Source organism: Pseudomonas sp. Hz4 (assembly GCF_054898165.1).
The window spans coordinates 2,929,564-2,948,651 of sequence record NZ_CM142719.1; the positions used below are offsets into that span (position 1 = coordinate 2,929,564).

General features: G+C 57.3%; 19 protein-coding genes and 1 pseudogene. 5 read left to right on the forward strand and 15 right to left on the reverse strand.

All coding sequences use genetic code 11. From position 1 onward, the window contains the following. Positions 1-74: 74 nt before the first annotated feature. Positions 75-566, forward strand: a complete 492-nt coding sequence (locus ACYZTR_RS13355; protein ID WP_461979459.1) for a GNAT family N-acetyltransferase — start codon at positions 75-77, stop codon at positions 564-566. Positions 567-611: 45 nt separating this feature from the next. On the opposite strand, the gene ACYZTR_RS13360 is transcribed toward ACYZTR_RS13355, so the two are convergent. The 4 genes and pseudogenes from ACYZTR_RS13360 to ACYZTR_RS13375 all read right to left on the reverse strand — a co-directional run bounded on the left by ACYZTR_RS13360 (position 612) and on the right by ACYZTR_RS13375 (position 3,490). After that, the gene (locus ACYZTR_RS13360) at positions 612-827 is read right to left on the reverse strand and encodes a hypothetical protein (RefSeq protein ID WP_461979461.1); all 216 of its coding nucleotides are present in this window, start codon (positions 825-827) and stop codon (positions 612-614) included. Between the two features lie 145 nt (positions 828-972). Continuing rightward, positions 973-1,320 (reverse strand): annotated as a pseudogene (locus ACYZTR_RS13365) (TonB-dependent receptor domain-containing protein); the annotation flags it as partial. Positions 1,321-1,367: 47 nt separating this feature from the next. Then, the gene (locus ACYZTR_RS13370; protein WP_461979463.1) at positions 1,368-3,113 is read right to left on the reverse strand and encodes a phosphoethanolamine transferase CptA; all 1,746 of its coding nucleotides are present in this window, start codon (positions 3,111-3,113) and stop codon (positions 1,368-1,370) included. Positions 3,114-3,307: 194 nt separating this feature from the next. After that, positions 3,308-3,490 carry a DUF6026 family protein gene (locus tag ACYZTR_RS13375; RefSeq protein ID WP_461979465.1) on the reverse strand — a complete coding sequence of 61 codons (183 nt, stop codon included), beginning with the start codon at positions 3,488-3,490 and terminating at the stop codon, positions 3,308-3,310. Positions 3,491-3,760: 270 nt separating this feature from the next. On the opposite strand from ACYZTR_RS13375, the gene gnd reads away from it, so the two are divergent. The 3 genes from gnd to ACYZTR_RS13390 are packed head-to-tail and all read left to right on the forward strand — an operon-like array spanning position 3,761 to position 7,079. After that, positions 3,761-4,741 (forward strand): phosphogluconate dehydrogenase (NAD(+)-dependent, decarboxylating), encoded by a 981-nt coding sequence (gnd, locus tag ACYZTR_RS13380; protein ID WP_461979467.1) that lies wholly within the window; start codon positions 3,761-3,763, stop codon positions 4,739-4,741. Then, a complete protein-coding gene (gene zwf, locus ACYZTR_RS13385; protein WP_461979469.1) occupies positions 4,738-6,261 on the forward strand; it encodes a glucose-6-phosphate dehydrogenase in 1,524 nt (507 codons plus the stop codon). The genes gnd and zwf overlap by 4 nt, the downstream gene beginning before the upstream one ends. Continuing rightward, entirely contained in the window at positions 6,258-7,079 is an 822-nt protein-coding gene (locus ACYZTR_RS13390) for an HAD family hydrolase (RefSeq protein ID WP_461979470.1), read from the forward strand. Before zwf ends, ACYZTR_RS13390 begins: the two co-directional genes overlap by 4 nt. 58 nt (positions 7,080-7,137) lie before the next feature. Here the strand turns inward: ACYZTR_RS13390 and nhaB are convergent, their stop codons facing one another. The 3 genes from nhaB to ACYZTR_RS13405 all read right to left on the reverse strand — a co-directional run bounded on the left by nhaB (position 7,138) and on the right by ACYZTR_RS13405 (position 10,516). Next, positions 7,138-8,640: a sodium/proton antiporter NhaB gene (gene nhaB / locus ACYZTR_RS13395; protein ID WP_461979472.1), complete on the reverse strand. Its 1,503-nt coding sequence runs from the start codon at positions 8,638-8,640 to the stop codon at positions 7,138-7,140. A 78-nt stretch (positions 8,641-8,718) separates the two neighbouring features. Further along, positions 8,719-10,008, reverse strand: a complete 1,290-nt coding sequence (locus tag ACYZTR_RS13400) for a hypothetical protein (protein WP_461979474.1) — start codon at positions 10,006-10,008, stop codon at positions 8,719-8,721. A 238-nt stretch (positions 10,009-10,246) separates the two neighbouring features. Continuing rightward, entirely contained in the window at positions 10,247-10,516 is a 270-nt protein-coding gene (locus ACYZTR_RS13405; protein WP_461979476.1) for a hypothetical protein, read from the reverse strand. Positions 10,517-10,859: 343 nt separating this feature from the next. On the opposite strand from ACYZTR_RS13405, the gene ACYZTR_RS13410 reads away from it, so the two are divergent. Next, complete coding sequence (locus ACYZTR_RS13410; protein ID WP_461979478.1) at positions 10,860-12,185, forward strand: sigma-54 dependent transcriptional regulator; 1,326 nt, start codon at positions 10,860-10,862, stop codon at positions 12,183-12,185. A 95-nt stretch (positions 12,186-12,280) separates the two neighbouring features. On the opposite strand, the gene ACYZTR_RS13415 is transcribed toward ACYZTR_RS13410, so the two are convergent. The 8 genes from ACYZTR_RS13415 to pnuC all read right to left on the reverse strand — a co-directional run bounded on the left by ACYZTR_RS13415 (position 12,281) and on the right by pnuC (position 19,076). Then, entirely contained in the window at positions 12,281-13,561 is a 1,281-nt protein-coding gene (locus tag ACYZTR_RS13415) for a hypothetical protein (RefSeq protein WP_461979480.1), read from the reverse strand. Between the two features lie 46 nt (positions 13,562-13,607). Then, on the reverse strand, positions 13,608-14,348 hold the full coding sequence (locus ACYZTR_RS13420; RefSeq protein ID WP_461979482.1) for a hypothetical protein: 741 nt from the start codon (positions 14,346-14,348) through the stop codon (positions 13,608-13,610). A gap of 33 nt (positions 14,349-14,381) precedes the next feature. Then, positions 14,382-15,062 carry a C39 family peptidase gene (locus ACYZTR_RS13425; RefSeq protein ID WP_461979484.1) on the reverse strand — a complete coding sequence of 227 codons (681 nt, stop codon included), beginning with the start codon at positions 15,060-15,062 and terminating at the stop codon, positions 14,382-14,384. Positions 15,063-15,124: 62 nt separating this feature from the next. After that, positions 15,125-16,597 (reverse strand): heme utilization protein, encoded by a 1,473-nt coding sequence (locus ACYZTR_RS13430; protein ID WP_461979486.1) that lies wholly within the window; start codon positions 16,595-16,597, stop codon positions 15,125-15,127. A 51-nt stretch (positions 16,598-16,648) separates the two neighbouring features. Next, positions 16,649-17,221: an adhesin gene (locus ACYZTR_RS13435; RefSeq protein WP_461979488.1), complete on the reverse strand. Its 573-nt coding sequence runs from the start codon at positions 17,219-17,221 to the stop codon at positions 16,649-16,651. Position 17,222: 1 nt separating this feature from the next. Next, a complete protein-coding gene (locus ACYZTR_RS13440; protein WP_461979490.1) occupies positions 17,223-17,660 on the reverse strand; it encodes a hypothetical protein in 438 nt (145 codons plus the stop codon). A 331-nt stretch (positions 17,661-17,991) separates the two neighbouring features. Next, positions 17,992-18,516: an AAA family ATPase gene (locus tag ACYZTR_RS13445; protein ID WP_461979716.1), complete on the reverse strand. Its 525-nt coding sequence runs from the start codon at positions 18,514-18,516 to the stop codon at positions 17,992-17,994. Then, the gene (gene pnuC, locus ACYZTR_RS13450) at positions 18,513-19,076 is read right to left on the reverse strand and encodes a nicotinamide riboside transporter PnuC (RefSeq protein WP_461979492.1); all 564 of its coding nucleotides are present in this window, start codon (positions 19,074-19,076) and stop codon (positions 18,513-18,515) included. Before pnuC ends, ACYZTR_RS13445 begins: the two co-directional genes overlap by 4 nt. Positions 19,077-19,088 lie beyond the last annotated feature (12 nt).

Consider the following 19,088-nt stretch of genomic DNA (forward strand, 5'->3'; position numbering starts at 1 on the left):
CTCGCGATATTGTCGTTCGGCTTTCCAGTACGAGCTGCGTGCTGGGGCTACTTCATGTGTAAACGAGGGTGGAAATGGAATCCGCAGAAATTCTTGTGCTTCAGGCCAGCTACACCAATGCGGTGCATGCCGAGGCTATTCGTCTGGTGCTGAATGCTTATGCCGAAGACCCGATGGGCGGCGGCCACTCGTTGCCCGCCGACGTGCTGGAGCAATTGCCGGCGGAACTGGCCAGGCGTCCCCATGCGTTCAGCGTTTTGGCCTTTGTCGGCGGCGAGCCGGCCGGGCTGGTCAATTGCTTCGAAGGTTTCTCGACGTTCGCCTGTCGGCCATTGGTCAATGTGCACGATGTGATGGTGGTGAAGACGTTTCGCGGCTTGGGGTTGAGCCAGAAAATGTTGCACAAGGTCGAGGACATCGCCCGCCAGCGTGGCTGCTGCAAAATCACCTTGGAGGTATTGGAAGGCAATGCGGCCGCCCAGGCGTCTTATGACAAGTTCGGTTTTGCCGCGGGCATGTTCGATCCTGCGCATGGTCGTATGCTGTTCTGGACCAAGGCGCTGTAATTTCACTGGCGAAAAAAGGGCGTCCATCAGGACGCCCTCTTTCGGTCATTTCGGTCTGTAGGACTCGGTCACCTGCGCGGTTTGATCGTCCGGAATCCGGAGTTCAGAACTGTTGCTATCGTTGGCCCTGCTTGGGTCTTGCTGTTGGGCGACCGGGAAGTTCGCGAAGTAATACCTCATGCGCTCAGCCCCACCTTCGGCAGATGCGCTGGCCGAGACGAACGTCATCAGGCTGGCAATGATCAGGGGTGTATGTTTCATGGTTGCCTCCCACTAAGGATGTCGGATGCCTTCGTCCATGAATCAATGAATCAATGTCGAGCACTCATTAGCCGCCGATTTCGTTAAGCGGGAATTAACAAAGCCTAGAGCTTCCAGTCCAGGCTCGGGGTCACCGTGCGCGGGGTGCCTGCCAGTCGCCGGGGAGGCGATAGGCCGTGGAGAAGCGCAACATATCCCCGGTGACCGGGTCCGGTGGCACCGAATCGTCGAGTTCGTCGACGTTATCCTGCTTGCTCCAGAACAATGCGGTGGCGAGGTTGAGGCGCTCTTCCAGGAGGCTGCCCTTGAGCCCCAGCTCATAGTTGCTGCCGAGCACCGGTTCCAGGTATTTGTGATGGCTGTCACGGTCTTCTTGCGGTTTGAAAATATCGGTGTGGCTGACGTAAGCCGAGTACTCAGGCGTGATGTAGAGCAGCCCGGCATTTAGCACAAAACGAGAATAATTGTTATTTGTGGGGGCGGGCAGAGCAGTCGCGCAATGGCGTAAGAAAAAGGGGCCGGAGCCGGCCCCTGAAAAGATTACTTCTGAACGACTGCCGGGTTGGCAGGCGTGGCCCTGGGTTTCATCAGGCTAAAATCGATCAGTGCCTTTTGTTCGCGCTCGTAAGGATTGCCGATCATCAATGGACGGGGCTTGAAGCTCTCACTGACCAGGCTCTTGCTGCGATCCAGTTCATCAAAGCTCAAGCCTGCGAGATCAGCCCAGGTATGGATCAGATGCGAACTGCTGTAAGGACGCCCTAGATCGGCGGCAAAACTCCAGTCATGGTTTTCGCGCCATTTCGGCGAGGCCCAGGCCATGAACGGAATGGTGTACATCGGCGCCGTCGGTTTGCTCTCGTTGCGACCCAGCGTGCTATGGCCAGGGGAATCGAACACGTCTTCACCATGGTCGGAGAGGTACAGCAGGAACCCGTTCGGATCAGACTTGGCGTAGTCCTTGATCAGGCTCGAGACCACAAAGTCGTTGTACAGCACTGCGTTGTCATAGCTGTTGTACGTCGGCACCTGATCGTCGCGCACACCGTCCGGAACGCCTTTGCGGTCCTTGAACTTATCGAAGGACGACGGATAACGGTATTGGTAGCTCATGTGCGTGCCAAGCAAATGCACGACGATCAGCTTGCGCGGCGCAGCGTCGGTCAATGCCTTGTTGAACGGCTCGATCACGTCGCCATCGTACTGGGCGGCATTCTGGTTGCGGTTGTTGTTCAGATATACCTGCTCGTCGGCCTGTTCGGAGAAGGTCGTCAGCATGGTGTTGCGCTTTGTCATGGTCTGCTGGTTGGTGATCCAGAACGTCTTGTAACCCGCCTGCTTCATCATGCTCACCAGCGATGGGGTCGACAGGTACAGATCCGGGTTTTCTTCGTCGGCGAAGGTCAGAACCTGCTGCAGCGCCTCGATGGTGTAAGGGCGCGGGGTGATGACGTTATCAAAGACCGCCAGTTGATCCTTGAGCTTGTCCAGCTCCGGAGTGGTTTGCCGAGGGTAGCCGTAGAGGCTCATGCGCTGACGGTTGGTGGACTCGCCGATCACCAGCACCAGGGTCGCCGGCTGATTGGCCGTCGAATCTTTCAGGTTGTGCAGGGGTGGAATCTTGCTGGCGCTATGGAGCATGTCTTGCATGCCGGCCAGGGTATCGAGGTAGCGATGATAGGCCACGGCCATCTGCCAAGGCACGGCGGGCTCGATGCGCGTTTCGAATTTCTCGAAACCGCCGGCGAGGCTGCCGGTACGCGCGGTTTGCTTGATCAGCGGATAACCGACGACAGCGACCACAATGGCCGTTGCAGCCACCAGTGCCCGACCGCGAAGCATGTACACCGGGCGCAAGCGAGTCCAGAGGAAGTAAGCGAAAGCGGTGTGAGCGAGGAACGCCGCCACCATCCACCAGGCAAAATACTGAGTCATGTACTCGCCTGCTTCAGAGATGTTCGATTCGAACATAATGAAGATGACGCTTTGGGAAAATTCCTGCTGATAGATGAAGAAATAACCCAGACTGGCCATCGAGCAGGCCCACAGCACCACGCCGATCAGCGCGGCCATGACACGTGTTTGTTTGGGGAACAGCAACATCGGCGCGAGCCAGATGGCGCTCATCACAAAGGCCTGGCGAAACCCGGTAAAACCAGAGGTGCCTGTCAGTTGGATCAGCAGTTGGGTAATGCCCGAAAAATACCAGAAGAACAGGAACAGCCAGAGAAATCCTGTCCAGTCGAAACCCTTCGCAGACGTATTGCTGCGTTTAAACAAAGCCATTCAGCGCTCCAGCCAGAAATCACACTTCCATCGCAGGGACTAGGATGTCACCGACGAACGGGTGCCGTGCGGATACCGAACGGCCATAAAGCGCCGGAGTATCAACAAGGCGATGTGAAAACTTTGTGAGTACCGTGGCGAGGCGAAACGATATCGGAAACAGCAGAGGGCTGTTTCCGATTCAAGCGAGGGGGTCAGGCGTGAGGGGCATGGTGGGCGATGGGCAAGGGCTGGGCCTGAGTGCCTTGTGTCAACAAGCGCAATTGCGCGAGCTCCTGCCTCAACTGGTCGCGCTCGTCTTTCAACTGGCGCAATTCATCACGACGGATCGTGACGTAAAGGGTTTGTGCTGGCCGTGCTGCGTGTACTGTGCCCATTGCTCACCTCGCAAATGGTTGCCTCAACTGTAAAACCGCCCCGAGATCGGTGCTGAATTACTATCGGCACCAATTTTGATTTCTTTTGCCCTAGAAGGGAACTTTTTTATTTTTCATGGTCGTTGTGTCGTCAGCGCGATAACCGACGTTATCAATCGGGATCGGGCACAATGCCCGGAAACTATGTGCCAACGCTCTGGACTAACCCACATTAGTCGCGTTGGGCTATAACCTTTGACACACATTATTTGTAGTAGGGAGCATCAGCACATGCAACTCGGGATTATTGGACTGGGCCGCATGGGCGGCAATATTGCGCGGCGCCTGATGCTCAACGGGCATACCACCGTTGTTTACGACCGCAATACCGCCTTTGTCGACACCCTGGCCGCAGAGGGCGCCTCTGGCGTCATCAACCTGCCGGCGTTGATCGCTGGCCTGGCCAAACCACGCGCGGTGTGGGTCATGCTGCCGGCCGGCGCACCGACCGAAGACACCATCGACACCTTGAGCACTTTGCTTGAAGCCGGCGATACCATTATCGACGGCGGCAACACCTTCTATAAGGACGACATCCGCCGGGCGAAAACCCTGTCGGAGAAAGGCCTGCATTACATCGACGTCGGCACCTCCGGCGGCGTCTGGGGCCTGGAGCGTGGTTACTGCATGATGATCGGCGGCGAAGCCGAGGTGGTTAGACGCCTTGATCCGCTGTTCGAGAGCCTTGCACCCGGCCTGGGCGACATCCCGCGGACCAAGGACCGCAAATCCGAAGACGATCGTGCCGAGCGCGGTTATATCCACGCAGGCCCGGCCGGTTCTGGCCATTTCGTGAAAATGATCCACAACGGCATCGAATACGGAATGATGCAGGCCTTCGCCGAAGGCTTCGACATCCTCAAGACCAAAGCCAGCACCAACCTGCCGCAAGACCAGCGGTTCGACCTGAACGTTGGCGACATCGCCGAAGTCTGGCGCCGTGGTAGCGTCGTGTCGTCTTGGTTGCTCGACCTGACCGCCGACGCCTTGGCCGGTGATCCGACACTCGAAGGCTATTCTGGCTCGGTGGCCGACAGCGGTGAAGGTCGCTGGACCATCGAAGCCGCCATGGAGCAATCGGTGCCCGTGCCGGTGCTGTCGAACTCGCTGTTCTCGCGCTACCGTTCGCGCGGGCAAGGCACCTTTGGCGACAAGATTCTCTCGGCCCAGCGCTTCGGCTTCGGCGGTCACGTGGAGACTGCGAAAAAATGACTCGCTTGATCCGCAATAAATCCAAGGCAGAACCCGCACCACCGACCACGTTGTTCCTGTTCGGTGCCCATGGTGACCTGGTCAAGCGTCTGCTGATGCCGGCGCTGTACAACCTGAGTCGTGACGGTCTGCTTGGGGATGGACTGCGGATCATCGGCGTTGACCACAACGCCATCACCGACGAAGCCTTTGCGAAAAAACTCGAGGACTTCATTCGAGCCGAAGTGGCCGCCAAGGTCGGCAAGGGCGATCAAGCCCTTGACCCGGACTTGTGGGCCACGCTGGCCAGAGGCATCAGCTACGTCCAGGGTGACTTCCTGGACGACAGCACCTATCAAGCGCTGGCGGCGAAAATCGCCGCCAGTGGCACCGGCAACGCCGTCTTCTACCTGGCCACCGCGCCACGCTTTTTCAGCGAAGTGGTGCGCCGTCTCGGTGCCGCCGGCTTGCTTGCGGAAACGCCCGAGGCGTTCAGAAGGGTGGTGATCGAAAAACCTTTCGGTTCCGATCTGCACACTGCCGAAGCCTTGAACGCTTGCTTGCTGAAGGTGATGACGGAAAACCAGATCTACCGAATCGATCACTATCTGGGCAAGGAAACCGTGCAGAACATTCTGATCAGCCGGTTCTCCAATAGCCTGTTCGAAGCGTTCTGGAACAATCACTACATCGATCACGTGCAAATCACCGCCGCCGAAACCGTCGGTGTGGAAACCCGTGGCAGTTTTTATGAACACACCGGCGCCTTGCGGGACATGGTGCCCAATCACCTGTTCCAATTGCTGGCGATGGTCGCGATGGAGCCGCCGGCCGCCTTCGGCGCTGATGCGGTACGCGGCGAGAAAGCCAAGGTGGTCGGTGCGATTCGGCCTTGGTCGGTCGAGGAAGCGCTGGCCAACTCGGTGCGTGGCCAATACACGGCGGGTGAAGTCGACGGCAAAGAGTTGCCGGGTTATCGCCAGGAAAACAACGTGGCGCCCGACAGCAACACCGAAACCTACGTCGCGCTGAAAGTCATGATCGACAACTGGCGCTGGGTCGGCGTGCCGTTCTACCTGCGCACCGGCAAGCGCATGAGCGTGCGCGATACCGAGATTGTCATCTGCTTCAAACCGGCGCCGTATGCGCAGTTCCGCGATACCGAGGTCGATGAGCTGCAACCGACCTACCTGCGGATCCAGATTCAACCCAACGAAGGCATGTGGTTTGATCTGCTGGCCAAACGACCCGGCCCGGCCTTGAAGATGGCCAATATCGAACTGGGCTTTGCCTACAAGGATTTCTTTGAAATGCAGCCGTCCACCGGCTACGAAACGCTGATCTACGATTGCCTGACCGGCGATCAGACGCTGTTTCAGCGCGCCGACAACATCGAGAATGGCTGGCGCGCCGTGCAGCCTTTCCTGGATGCCTGGCAGCAGGACGCGAGCGTGCAGCGGTATGCCGCTGGCGAAGACGGGCCGAAGGTTGGAGAAGAACTGCTGACCCGCGACGGTCGCGTCTGGCACAGCCTCGGATGAGTGATGCAACGCAACATCCCATCCGTTTTCTGCTCAGTGACATGGACGGCACCTTGTTGCTGCCCGATCACAGCCTCAGCCAGCGCACTATTGAAGCGGTTCGTTCCTTGCGCGAGGCCGGCGTGCTGTTCAGCCTGGCCACTGGCCGTCCGCCGAAAGCCATGTTGCAGCAGATCGAAGCCTTGGGCGTCGACCTGCCGACAGCCGCCTTCAACGGTGGCACCATCGTCAATCCGGACGGCAGTTTACTGGTCGCGCATTACTTGCCGGCGACGGCTGCGCTGACGGCATTGGCGCTGTTTGCCGATCAACCGGACGTTGAAGTCTGGGTGTTCAGCGGGGGCGACTGGCTGTTGAAGGACCCGAACGGGCCGATGGTCCCTCGTGAACAGCACGGGCTGGGTTATCCGCCGGTGGTGGTCGAGCGTTTCGAGCCTTTTCTTGAACGTATCGACAAGATCGTCGCCACCAGCAATAACACTCAGTTGCTGATCGAGCTGGAAGCGCAGTTACTACCCAAGGTCGAGGGCCAGGCGCAGGTCTCGCGTTCACAGCCGGTGTATCTGGACGTGACCGCAATGCAGGCGAATAAGGGTGCAGCGCTGGCGACACTGGCCGAATTTCTCGGTGTGCCGCTGGAGCAGACCGCGGCGCTGGGCGACGGCGGCAACGACCCGGCGATGTTTCATCGTGCAGGCTTGTCGATCGCCATGGGGCAGGCGGAAGAGGCGGTGAAGCGCCAGGCCGATGTGGTGACTGGCGCCAATACCGAGGACGGCGCGGCGCAGGCAATCGAGCGCTACATACTCCCTCGATAACCACACAAAAACCAAAAGTGGGAGCGGCGGTGCGGCGATCCCACATTTTAATCGGTGTTTACAGCCAATAGCTCACCGCATACCAGCCAAGAACACCCATCACCACGGTGTACGGCAACGCCATCCACACCATCCGCCCGTACGACAGGCGAATCAGCGGTGCAATCGCCGAGGTCAGCAGGAACAGAAACGCAGCCTGACCATTGGGCGTCGCCACGCTCGGCAGGTTGGTGCCGGTGTTGATCGCAATCGCCAGTGTTTCGAAATGCTCACGGCTCATGTGGCCGGAGATAAAGGCTTGTTTCACTTCGGTGATGTAAATGGTCGCGACGAACACATTGTCGCTGATGGCCGACAGCAAACCGTTGGCAATAAACAGCATGCCCGGCTGTTGATCCGCCGGCAGGGCCAGCACCCACTGGATCAAAGGCGTGAACAGTTGCTGATCGTGAATCACCGCCACCACCGCGAAAAACACCACCAGCAGCGCTGTGAACGGCATGGCGTCCTTGAACGCGTTGCCGATGCGATGCTCGTCGGTGATGCCGGTGAAGGCGGTGATCAGCACGATCACCATCAAGCCGATCAGGCCGACCTCAGCAATGTGGAACCCCAGCCCCGCCATCAGAATCAGTGCTGCCAATCCCTGCACAATGAGCGCTGCACGTTGGCGTGAGGTGCGTTCGGCATTGTCTTCGGCGGCGTAATTGGCCAGTACCGCACGCACATTGTCCGGCAACAGCGTGCCGTAACCGAACCAGCGCAGTTTCTCCAACAGGACGCAGGTCACCAGGCCTGCCACCAGGACCGGCAATGAAACCGGGGCGACTTTCAGAAAGAACTCAGCGAAGTGCCAGCCCATCTCGTGGCCGATCAACAGGTTCTGCGGCTCACCGACCAATGTGCAAACACCGCCCAGCGCGGTACCCACGGCGCCGTGCATCAGCAGACTGCGCAGAAAGGCACGGAATTGTTCGAGGTCGGCGTGATGGAATTTGGGCAGGTGCTGGTCATCGCCAAACTCGCTGTCCTGACGCGGATCATTGCCCGAGGCAACGCGGTGATACACCGAGTAAAACCCGACGGACGCACTGATGATCACAGCGGTTACCGTCAGGGCATCAAGAAACGCCGACAGAAACGCCGACAGGAAGCAGAACATCAACGCCAGCAGCGCCTTGGAGCGAATCCCGAGCAGCAGCCGTGAGAACAGAAACAACAGCAGGTCTTTCATGAAGTAGATGCCGGCCACCATGAACATCAGCAGCAGGATCACCGGGAAGTTGTGCACCAGTTCGTCGTAGAGTGCCTGGGGCGTGGTCATCTTCAGCAGCAGCGCTTCGACCAGCAGCAAGCCGCCGGGCATCAACGGATAACACTTGAGCGCCATGGCCAGAGTGAAGATGAATTCCAGCACCAGCAGCCAACCGGCCGCCACTGGGCCTACGGTCCACAACACCAGTGCGTTGAGAATCAGGAAGCCAACAATACTTGCCTTGTACCAGCGGGGTGAATGCCCGAGAAAATTGTGCGCGAACGCCTGAGCCATTGAACCGGGCATCGGCAACTCCTTGTATTAAGAAGTGCGCAACTTGCCGTAAGTGCAAGGGAAGATCAAGTGTAGGCAAACTCTGCAGGCCTACCCCAGATAGCGCGCGACGACCGCCCGATAATTGCCATCCAGTGAATAGCCACCTACAACAATGTTTTTATCGGCCTGCATGACCACTGAAGTCGCGGTATCCAGGCTGCGGCCCAGGCGTGTGCGAACCCAGCCGGTGCCATTGCCGAAGCTGTGATCAAGTTGCCCGTCAGGCAGATGACGGGCCAGAATGAAATCCGCCTCGACGCCGCCGATCGTTGCTCCGGCCGTCAGCACACAGCCGTCCGGCAGTGCCTGCGCGGCAGTCCACTGGCAGCCACTGTGGCCGATCTGCAGCAATTGGGCTTGGCCACCATTGCAATGAATGTCCGGGCGACCGTTGCTGTGTACTTTCAGGGCCAGGCAGTGCATCGGCTCGCGGCTGCTGCCAAAACACTGCACGTCGCCATTGTCCTGTTGGACGATCTGATTGACCTGAGCGCTATACCCCCGTGCCTTGAAGGTCATAAAACCATCCACGGCGAAACAATTGTCGAGCTTGCCGTCGCTGTGATAGCGGGCCAGCAGACCTTCTTCAGGAAAGTTAATCGACCCGCCCACCAGGATTCGACCGTCTCGTTGCACCCTCAGGCTGCTGAGCCAAGTGTTCATCAGCAAGTGCCTGACAATCACGAAGCCACGACCGTTGAAGGTATCGTCCAGCGAGCCATCGGTGTTGAGCCGTATCAGGATGCCGACATGATCGGCCAGTTCGAACTGATGATTAGCCTGCAGCAGGATTCGACCGTCCTCCTGTACGCAGACATCACAGGCTTCTGCTCCCGGTACGCCGGGTGGTAACCAGGCGTCACGCACACCCTGGGAAAGACCGCCCGGCAGACGCACGACGCAGCGGCCATTGTCGCCAAAGCATTGAACCGGGCGGCCATGCTGATCAAACAAGGCGAGGGCGGGCAGTGTCCAGCGAGCATTTTCGTAGTGCAGGCCGGCAACCAGGAGGTGTCCATCGGGCAGAACGTGGACTTTGCCGGCCATGGCCTCGAAGCCGTGTTCAAATTGCCCGATGACGCTGCCTTGATTACCGAACGCCAGATCGGCCGAGCCGTCCTCAAGCAGGCGAGCCAGGCCAAAGCGGCTGCCACCTCGCGTTTCGACCTTCGCCGCGACCAACAACCTGCCACGTGAATCAATCGCCACACCGTTGGCCATGCTTGAGAAGCTGCCAGCGAAATACACTTGGGTTTTGCCGGTGCCGGCAAAGGTTGTATCGAGCGTTCCGGCGTCGTTCAGTGCTGCAGGTGAGGTAAACGCCGTCTGGATTGACATGCACGCAGCTCCTTACGAGTCGTCCTGATCCAGAAGTTGGGCGGCGACTGTATAAGGAAAACATTCAACCCCTGAATGATTGGATGCACAACTGTCAGAACTAATAAACGGAGGGTCGCCATGTGCCAGAACAGTGTCTTTTCGAACCACTGGCAAGCCAGCCAAGTGGTTGGCTGCGTGCAACTTCGAATCATCATCGGGGAGGGCGCGGGTTACCGGTAAGTAACCCGCAAAATGCTTAGTGTGGCATCGACCACGATTGCAGCTTGTAACCTTCCTGGCTCAACTCGGCGCGGACCTGTTCGAGCACGCTTTCAAGTTGTGCGGGATCGGTATAGGCGCTGCTCGGGATCTGCTTACGGCCGATGCTGCGGGTGTTGGTGCGATCGATAACGGTCAGGCTGAGTTCGCCATTGCCGTCTTGTGGAGCCCAGGCCACGCATTGGAAAGGCTGAAATGCGCGGTCGGCAATCAAAAGAGCTTCGTTGATACGGAGCGGGGCGTTCATGGGGTCTTTCTCTCTGTATGCCCAATCAAGTGATGTGCCGTCGGTTGGGCTTACCGTTCGGCTGGTTACTTGTACTGATGCCCTCAACCATGGTGCGGGTCACATACAATTAAAAGAAATTTCAACTTTCTTTCATGGGCTCAAGGTTCAGACAGGTTTTGAAAGCTGAATGAAAGGTTTAACTCGATAGGTAACTAACAAGTTTGCTTCTTATAACTAATAACGCAACAGACCTATAGTCAAACGGTACAAGGTCATGTCAAATTCTTGCTAATGTTACAGCCAGGTCCGCCAAACGACTGTTTTTAATAATATTTCCTAAATTTGGCGCCAAGGAACAGTCATGATTGAAGCGCCTGCCTTACGACGATTGTTAGTAGTGGACCCTTGCGACGACTGTCATCGTCTGCTGCCCGGTTTGCGCTCTGTGGGGTGGGACGTTGACAGCTGTACCCTGGAAAATGCTGCCGACAAAACCTGCGATGTCGGCCTGTTGCGTTTGCAGCCTTTTCACCTCGAACACCCGGAAGCCGTTAAAGAGCTGATCAGCCGTAGCGGTACAGAGTGGATCGCCGTACTCAATCAGGAAGTCCTGCGATTGCAGAATGTTGGGGACTTTGTCTGCGAATGGTTTTTTGATTTCCATACCTTGCCGTTCGATGTGTCCCGGGTTCAGGTGACGCTGGGCCGAGCATTCGGGATGGCACGCCTGCGTGGGCAGGGCACGGTTCACATTGATCAGCCTGAACACGAACTACTTGGCGACAGCAAACCCATTCGCGAACTGCGCAAGTTGCTGAGCAAGCTGGCGCCCACCGAGTCTCCGGTATTGATCCGTGGTGAAAGCGGCACCGGCAAAGAATTGGTCGCCCGCACGCTGCATCGACAATCCCTGCGTCACAGCAAACCTTTTGTCGCGATCAATTGCGGCGCAATTCCAGAACACTTGATCCAATCCGAACTGTTTGGGCACGAAAAAGGCGCCTTTACCGGCGCCCATCAACGCAAGGTCGGACGGATCGAAGCGGCCAATGGCGGCACGTTGTTTCTCGACGAAATAGGTGATCTGCCCCTGGAGCTGCAGGCGAACCTGTTGCGTTTTCTCCAGGAAAAGCACATCGAGCGGGTGGGCGGCAGCCAGCCGATTCCCGTGGATGTGCGGGTGTTGGCTGCGACCCATGTCGATCTTGAGGCCGCGATCGAGAAGAAACACTTTCGCGAAGATCTGTATTATCGCCTGAACGTGTTGCAGGTCGCGACCGCGCCCCTGCGTGAGCGAAATGGCGATCTGTCGATGCTGGCCAACCACTTTTCCCATTTCTACAGCCATGAAACCGGCCGCCGTCCGCGCAGCTTCAGTGAAGACGCCTTGATTGCCATGGGCAAGCATGACTGGCCGGGCAATGTTCGCGAGCTGGCCAACCGGGTACGTCGCGGGTTGGTACTGGCCGAAGGTCGGCAGATCGAGGCGCGAGACCTGGGGCTGATCAGCCAGCAGGCCGTTGCCGCGCCGATGGGCACGCTGGAAAACTACAAGCACCGGGCAGAGCGCCAGGCCTTGTGCGATGTACTTAACCGCCACAGCGATAATTTGAGCATCGCGGCCAAGGTGCTGGGGATATCCAGGCCTACCTTCTACCGTTTGTTGCACAAGCATCAGATACGTTGAGCTGCAAGTGTTAGCTTCAAGTAAAAGCTCTGAGAACTTGTAGCTATCAACAAAAAAAAACCCGCCGAAAAAGCGGGTTTTTTGTGGGTGCCGGATCAGAAGTAGTACGGGAATTTCAGGCTGAAGGAAAAGTCTGGCGAGTCGTCGGTCAGGCCGATGGCCAGGTTGGGAACGATCGTCAGGTTATCGGTTGCTGCCAGGGTCATGCCGATGTTGAAGTTGGCCGAGTTGTAATCGCTGTTGGAAATCGATTGCCAATCGCCACCGTCCGGTTTGATCTTGCTCTTGCGGGCGAACTGATCGGTGAACGAGAACGACATACTCATCTTCTCGTTCAAGGCGAATGCAATGCCGGCGCCGACCTGCCAGGAATTGCCCAGTTTCACGTCCCCCCGCACCTTGGAGTCGACCTGAGGGCTGATGTCGCTGAAAGAGTCCTCTATGTTGTAGGTGTAGGACAGGCTGCCGAACAGCACGGCCGGGTCGAAGGTCTTGACCAGCGAGATACCCGGGGTGATCGACCAGATACCATTGCCGGTCGGCAAGTCCTCGGGTACCGCGAGGTTATCGTTGTTCGGGTCACTGACCAGCTTGATGCCGTAAGGGTCATCACCGGTCGGCGCCTTGACGCGCAGTGTAACGACCGCGTCGGGCAAATTGGCCGACTCATCCAGAAACTTGTAGGCGACGCCAACGTTCACATCGCCGATGGTCGGGTCGCGGGTAACGGTTGCGTCCGACGTCACCGGGCCGGCGCCACCGGCGCCACCGGAGGAATACGTTGATTGGCGATAAACCACGGGGACGTTAATGTCGAACTGCCAGCGTTGTCCCGTGTTGTAGCGGGCGGTCAGGTCGAGTGTCCAGTTGTCGGCCTTGATGCGGTCGAGGTTAATGTTGCCGAGAAAAATCGAGTCCAGTGCCAGAAAGCCATTGAGCGTCAGCGCACGGGTATCGTAATGCGTGTAGGTCAGGCCGGTTTCGAGGCTGAACTTGCCGCCACCGAAGAAGCCGCTGGCCTCGTCATACAGGTTCGAAACGCTTTGCGCAGGTTCCGAATCATCCTTGAGCGATTGGCCGTATGAACTGCCTGTGGTTCCCGGCGCACCGGCGGCCACCGTCTGGCCACCCTTGGTCGTTTCGGCGGGGGATTTGGTCAGGCGTTTGGGAGCAGGTGTCGCAGGTGTTTCTTCGACTTGGCGAACGCGTTGCTCGAGTACCATCAGCGCGTTCTGTTGTGCTTCGTAACGCTGTTTCAACTCCATGAGTTCTTGTTTTAGTATTTCGACCTGGGGGTCCGGTGCTGCATGTAGCAGTGTGGCCGGGGCCAGGCTACTCAAACAAACGATAGCTCTGAACGTTAACGATCGGTGCATAGGTTAGCCGTCCCTTATGACTTCATCTGATGAGACTGAGCGTAGATCAGAATCCGAGAGTGCGGAGGCCTTTGAGCTGGTCCAGGTTGCCGTTCAGCGACCCGGCTGTCGGCACGTTGTCACGCAGTACGACATTGAAGGACGTGAGGTTGCTGACTTGGTTGCCACCGCCGAGCAACGTCGTGTTCTGCATCAGCCCACCCTGGGCCAGGCGTTGTACGGTACTGCCCTGGTTGTTGTTGGCCACGATGTTGAGTTGCACACCAGCACCGGTCGAGGAAATGCTCAGCGAGCCCGCGCCATTGGCGCCGACCATCGTCGAGCCTGCGGCCAATGCCTGGCCCTGCTGTTGCGTTGCTGGCGCTTGGTTAGCCTTTGTGACATTGATATCAACGTTGTTGTAGGCACTGTTATGGTCGCCGGCAACACGCACGACTTGAGTGACGCCTTCGGTGCTGTTGAGGCCGCTGCCGCCAGTGACGGTACCGGTGCCTTGCGAACGCGCTGAGCCATTACCTTTTTCGTCGAAGATCGACACATAGAACTGTGGCTTGATGGTCGATTGTTGAATTTGCATCGAGGAAGTTGCCCCGATCACTTCACCGTTGGCATTTTGCCAAGTGCTGGTCATGACAATGCCGAAACTGATGATCCGTCCCGGCATGACATAGCGGCCTCGCAGGGTCGCCAATTCCTGATCATTCAGTTCAATGGGTTTAAACGTCTGTGCAGGGGTCGGCAGGCTGGCGGCCAGGCAAACCACGGCCAGCCAGATTGGAGTCTTCATTGGATACTCCCGGAGCGTCGTGCTCCCTTGTTATTAGAAGAAGTCGCTTCGGATGAATCCGAAATCCAGCAACTCCGCGTCCGGCACCGGGGTGATGGCGTTGATCTTGTTCCGGGCGGTCAGTGGCATGGGTGGTTCGAGCAACGCATTGGTTTTGTCGTAGCCCTGGCCGATGATGGCAAAGATGATGCCGTTCCAGCCTTTGACAAAGTCGTCGACTTTGTAACGTTTATGACCGAGTACCGGATCTCCGATATAGACCCAGCCCTTATCGACTCTTTGCATGACCACAAAATGTTTGTAGCCACGGATATCCATGAGGACCACAACCGGAATTCTGATTTCGCTCAACGTTTCCGGCGCTACCCGGTAACCGCGGGCCCGCATGCCGATACTTTCCACGTAGCGCTTCATGTCGAGCATGGAGAAGCCCTGGACGCGGACAAGATCTTGATCGGATTGCGACAGCATGCCTTCGATGAGTTGTTCTTCATTCACGTCCAGCCAATAGGCCTGGCGCAATATCGTCGCCAGCGCAGCTGCGCCGCAACTGAAGTCGGTTTTCTGTTGGACCAGGTCGGCAAACTTGCGCTCACGCACGCTTTGGATCGGCTTGAACACCACCGCGCCGCCCGGCAGGACGGAAATCGGTATTTGTGCAGCCTCGCTCACACTGGCCACGCAAAGCAAAAATGCCAAGGCGATAATGCGCATAGAGGGACGCCTTCTGGTTGTATTGAAAAAAGGCCCCCATAAGGGGGCCTCTAGAGACAGCATTAGAACGACTGGTTGGAAATGGCCAGCGAGTTGCTTTGTTGGTTGCCCACACCGGCAGCCACGTTGACGCCAAGGTTACCGCTGCCGCCATTCACCGAACCGCTCAGGGTTGCAGTGTTGGTTACAGGGTTTGCCCAGCCAGTTGGAGTCAGCACTTGATAGGAGTAGGTGTTGCTCAGATCATATGAGCTGCTTTCACTGTAGCTTTTCGCTTTTGCGTACTCAGATTCGGACGATTGACTGCCCGATTTTTCGAACGAGGAGGCGTTCGATTTCTCGAACGATTTATCGAACGATTTTGCGAACGAGGAATCGCTCGATCTGTCGTACGAGGAGTCGTCCGATCTGTCGTACGAGGAGTCGCGCGTTCTGTCGAACGAGGAGTCGCGCGATACGTCGAACGAAGAGTTGCGCGATACGTCAAGCGTTGCGTCTAGCGATGCGTTAAACGATGCGTCGGAACTCCTGCTGCGGGTGCGATCGCCATTACCATTGTTGACGGTAACGGAATTGGAAGCCGCCGCAGCAGCGTCCAAAGTAGCGCTCAAGGAAGCACTCAAAGAAGCGCTCGAAGAACCGCTCGCATTACTGCTGTTGGAACCGCTAGCACTGCTGCTGTTGGAACCGCTCGCATTATTGCTGTTGGAACCGCTCGCATTACTGCTGTGGGAACCGCTTACATCAACGCTTAGAGAACCGCTGGCTGCAGAGCTCCTGGAACCGGCCGCGGCCCAGCTCGAAGAAGCGCTTTCACTGCCGCTGGCCTCGTATGACTTATCTTTAGAGAAGCTACCGCTGGCCGTGTTGGTAACCGTAATCGTATCCACACGGTGCGTCCGATCGGCGTGGTTATTCACTGTCAGGCCAGGACCGTTTTGATTGGCAGAGGCGGTGGCTGTTGCACTACCCAACGGGGAGTTGGAGTTGGCAATTGCCATGGTGTTTTTCTGTTGGTTTAGATCGCCGCCAGCAATGTTGATCCCCATATTGCCGTTGCTGCCATCGCCCGATCCGCTCATTACGGCAGAGTTTGTGGTGCCGTAGTTGTAGACCTTGTTGTTGTTGCTGTATTGCTGGACTCTAGCGCTGGCGTTGGCATGGCCGAACACGAAGCTGTTATCGAGACTGGAGTCAGAGCCAGCGTTTGCGATGGCGGCCGCGTTGTCTTGTTGGTTGCCAGCGCCTGCTGCCACGTTGATGCCGACGTTGCCGCTCGAACCTGAGCCAGAGCTGCTCATCTCGGCTGAGTTCTGAGTCCCTTCGTTGTGGATGCGGTTGCCGGTACTGTTCTGCCTATCGTTCGCATTGGCGGTCGCGTCGGTGTGGATCCATATTGGACGAGGGGTGTTGTTGCCACCGTTATGATGACCATTATGGTTACCACGCCGATCGTTCTCTCCAGCTTGGGCAGCAACAGCCAAGACCGCAGCGATTGCAAAAACCAGAGGCTTTATTGCCATCGAAGGTTTCATGGTGATTCTCCGTACTTATTTTAGGTTAAGTGTTGTACCTACCTGTTTGGGTCAATCCGTGACCCGTACGCTCAGGGTGTTGGCCGTTCGGTTTCCCACCCCGGCGCTCTGATTCAACTGGATCAATCCACGGCTACCGGTGAAGGCCTGATCGCTGGTAGCGACCTGGCGATGGCCTGGTGCAGAGTCAGTTGGATCGGAGTTGGTGATCAGCGCCACGTTCTGTTGCCTGAGGACGCTGTCGTCGATACTTTGCGGCTGAGCACTGACGGTGATACGCAGTGCATTGGCTTGCTGGTTGCTGGCGCCCGCGCTCTGGTTGACGCCCAGTACGCCATTGCCGTGGCTGAAGGAGTCGCCTTGAATGCTGGAGTGGGCATCGATCCTGGGGTCGACAATGGTGCGCAACCGTTGGCGAATCTGTGTGGTAGCGCTGGCTCCATGGCCAATGGCGATGGCCCGAGCGTTGGCCTGTTGCTGTTGATCGCCCGCAGCCTGGTTGACCGAGAGGTTGCCCTGGTACTGCATACCCGAACCGTCGATGTCGGCGTTATTGATGACGGGAGGTTGGGCAAAGGTCGATGCACTGCAAAACATGGCGATGATCAGCAGGGTACGATTCATCTTAACGGTCTCCCGTTATGACTTTCAGAGCACCCAGGCCTTGCTGGATGTTTGAATTGACCATGTTGGCAATGCCGTTACCCGAATTTCCCGAACGTCCAGCGGGGAGGTTGGAAAGCTGGGTCTGGTTGGTGATATTGCCGCCCAGGTTGTTGGAACCTTGAGCGACCAGGCCGGAGATGCCTGCACCACTGGCGACACTGGCAAAGTCGCCGTCGCTCAACTCGTTCGTTTGCCTGAGGATTTGTTTGGACGGGTTGACATTGGCGGTCGTGGGGTTAGGGTCGGGAGCCACCGGCGATTGCACTGCGTTGCGTGTTTGGACATCGCGTTTGATAACAATGATGCCGTTGTCAGCCTGTACAGGCAGGCAGACAAATGAGCCCAGTGCGCATCCGATCAGCAGGAGGCTATAGATTTTTTTATCAAATTTCCCCACAGCGGCAATTCCTTCTGTAAGTGGAACGCTGGCCCTTATCAGCGTTGCAAGGAAGACAGCAGAAGGTGTGCCGGTTTTTGTTTTTCTTTTAAAAACAGTTGATTGGCTTTAAATGTTGAGGTGGTTAAAAAAAATTTGTAACGCCACTGAGACAGAGCCAAACAAAAGCGCCGTCCATGCTGGCGTCATTGCTTGCTAAGGGCGCTGAAGTCGGGTTGTATCAGTGGCCTAACATTTTCTTGACGCAATGCTCGAGCCGCTTTAGCTCGCGGATTTGCGCAGGGATGGGTGTTTCAGGAACGGACATTTTCGGCAGGACGGGGAACCCCTGTCAGGCCTTGAGCAAGCGCGTCACAGCCTCGAATGCCGCGTCCTTGCGCTGTTTCCAATCACCTTGCAGTACCTGGCAAGGCTGGCGGTGCCGGTCCAGCCATTGACGGCTGGCCTGGAAAAACGCCTGGCGCTCTGCCAGTTGCGGTTGGCAACGCTGCCCGTCGTCATGCCAGGCCACGGTTTCAGGGCTCAGCAGCAAATGCAGGTCATAGTGCCGTGCCAGCAATGCTTGCTCGATCCACGTCGGGCAAGCGCCAAATAAAGTGCGACTCCAAAGGATATTGCTTAAAAGATGCGTATCGAGAATCAACAGTGACGGTTGTTGGGCGCGTGCTTCATCTTCCCAAGTCAGCTGACCATGTGCGATGGATGAAATGTCATCGTAGTTGGTTTCGCGGGCTTCGCTTTCGATGAAGCGCCGAACATACTCACTGACCAATATGCCGCCAAAATTGGCGTGAATCTCACTCGAAAGCCAGCTTTTGCCGCTGGATTCCGGCCCTGTCAGCACCAACACTTTCATGTGCGCAATGCCGGATCGGCCCGCCATTCCCGCCAGCCTTGCACGGCAATCAGGGTGAACAATGCGTAGAGTCCGGCGGTCAGGTACATCTCTTTGTAGATAAACAGCCCGACGAAGATCACATCCAGGGCGATCCACAGCGGCCAGCATTGAACGCGTTTTTGCGCCATCCACCATTGCGCCACCAGGCTGAAGCCGGTCAACGCAGCGTCGAGCCAAGGCTGCGCGGCGTCGGTCCAGTTCGCCATTGCAGCACCCAACAACAAACTGCCGACTGCTCCAATGGCCAGGCTGAAAGCGACCGATTTACCGTCGAGCAGGCTGACTTGCCGACCTTGGTGCGCCTCCCCCGCACGCGTCCACTGCCACCAGCCATAGAGCTGCAACGCGGCGTAGATCACTTGCAGCAGCATGTCCGAGTACAGCTTCACCTCAAAAAAGATCCAGCTATAAAGCAACACCATGACCAGGCCGATCGGCCAGCACCAGGGGTTCTGTTTGACGGTCAACCAGACGGCAATGACACCGAGGGCGGCGGCAAACAGTTCAAGCCCGGACATGGAGGTTCCTTG

What these genes read in the sequence shown, in the direction of transcription:
- ACYZTR_RS13435 (WP_461979488.1), bottom strand. Translation starts at nt 17,221, where the DNA reads ATGAATCGTACCCTGCTGATCATCGCCATGTTTTGCAGTGCATCGACC.
- ACYZTR_RS13390 (WP_461979470.1), top strand. Translation starts at nt 6,258, where the DNA reads ATGAGTGATGCAACGCAACATCCCATCCGTTTTCTGCTCAGTGACATG.
- nhaB (WP_461979472.1), bottom strand. Translation starts at nt 8,640, where the DNA reads ATGCCCGGTTCAATGGCTCAGGCGTTCGCGCACAATTTTCTCGGGCAT.
- ACYZTR_RS13445 (WP_461979716.1), bottom strand. Translation starts at nt 18,516, where the DNA reads ATGAAAGTGTTGGTGCTGACAGGGCCGGAATCCAGCGGCAAAAGCTGG.
- ACYZTR_RS13410 (WP_461979478.1), top strand. Translation starts at nt 10,860, where the DNA reads ATGATTGAAGCGCCTGCCTTACGACGATTGTTAGTAGTGGACCCTTGC.
- gnd (WP_461979467.1), top strand. Translation starts at nt 3,761, where the DNA reads ATGCAACTCGGGATTATTGGACTGGGCCGCATGGGCGGCAATATTGCG.
- pnuC (WP_461979492.1), bottom strand. Translation starts at nt 19,076, where the DNA reads ATGTCCGGGCTTGAACTGTTTGCCGCCGCCCTCGGTGTCATTGCCGTC.
- ACYZTR_RS13370 (WP_461979463.1), bottom strand. Translation starts at nt 3,113, where the DNA reads ATGGCTTTGTTTAAACGCAGCAATACGTCTGCGAAGGGTTTCGACTGG.
- ACYZTR_RS13400 (WP_461979474.1), bottom strand. Translation starts at nt 10,008, where the DNA reads ATGTCAATCCAGACGGCGTTTACCTCACCTGCAGCACTGAACGACGCC.
- ACYZTR_RS13375 (WP_461979465.1), bottom strand. Translation starts at nt 3,490, where the DNA reads ATGGGCACAGTACACGCAGCACGGCCAGCACAAACCCTTTACGTCACG.
- ACYZTR_RS13360 (WP_461979461.1), bottom strand. Translation starts at nt 827, where the DNA reads ATGAAACATACACCCCTGATCATTGCCAGCCTGATGACGTTCGTCTCG.
- ACYZTR_RS13355 (WP_461979459.1), top strand. Translation starts at nt 75, where the DNA reads ATGGAATCCGCAGAAATTCTTGTGCTTCAGGCCAGCTACACCAATGCG.
- zwf (WP_461979469.1), top strand. Translation starts at nt 4,738, where the DNA reads ATGACTCGCTTGATCCGCAATAAATCCAAGGCAGAACCCGCACCACCG.
- ACYZTR_RS13420 (WP_461979482.1), bottom strand. Translation starts at nt 14,348, where the DNA reads ATGAAGACTCCAATCTGGCTGGCCGTGGTTTGCCTGGCCGCCAGCCTG.
- ACYZTR_RS13425 (WP_461979484.1), bottom strand. Translation starts at nt 15,062, where the DNA reads ATGCGCATTATCGCCTTGGCATTTTTGCTTTGCGTGGCCAGTGTGAGC.
- ACYZTR_RS13430 (WP_461979486.1), bottom strand. Translation starts at nt 16,597, where the DNA reads ATGAAACCTTCGATGGCAATAAAGCCTCTGGTTTTTGCAATCGCTGCG.
- ACYZTR_RS13415 (WP_461979480.1), bottom strand. Translation starts at nt 13,561, where the DNA reads ATGCACCGATCGTTAACGTTCAGAGCTATCGTTTGTTTGAGTAGCCTG.
- ACYZTR_RS13405 (WP_461979476.1), bottom strand. Translation starts at nt 10,516, where the DNA reads ATGAACGCCCCGCTCCGTATCAACGAAGCTCTTTTGATTGCCGACCGC.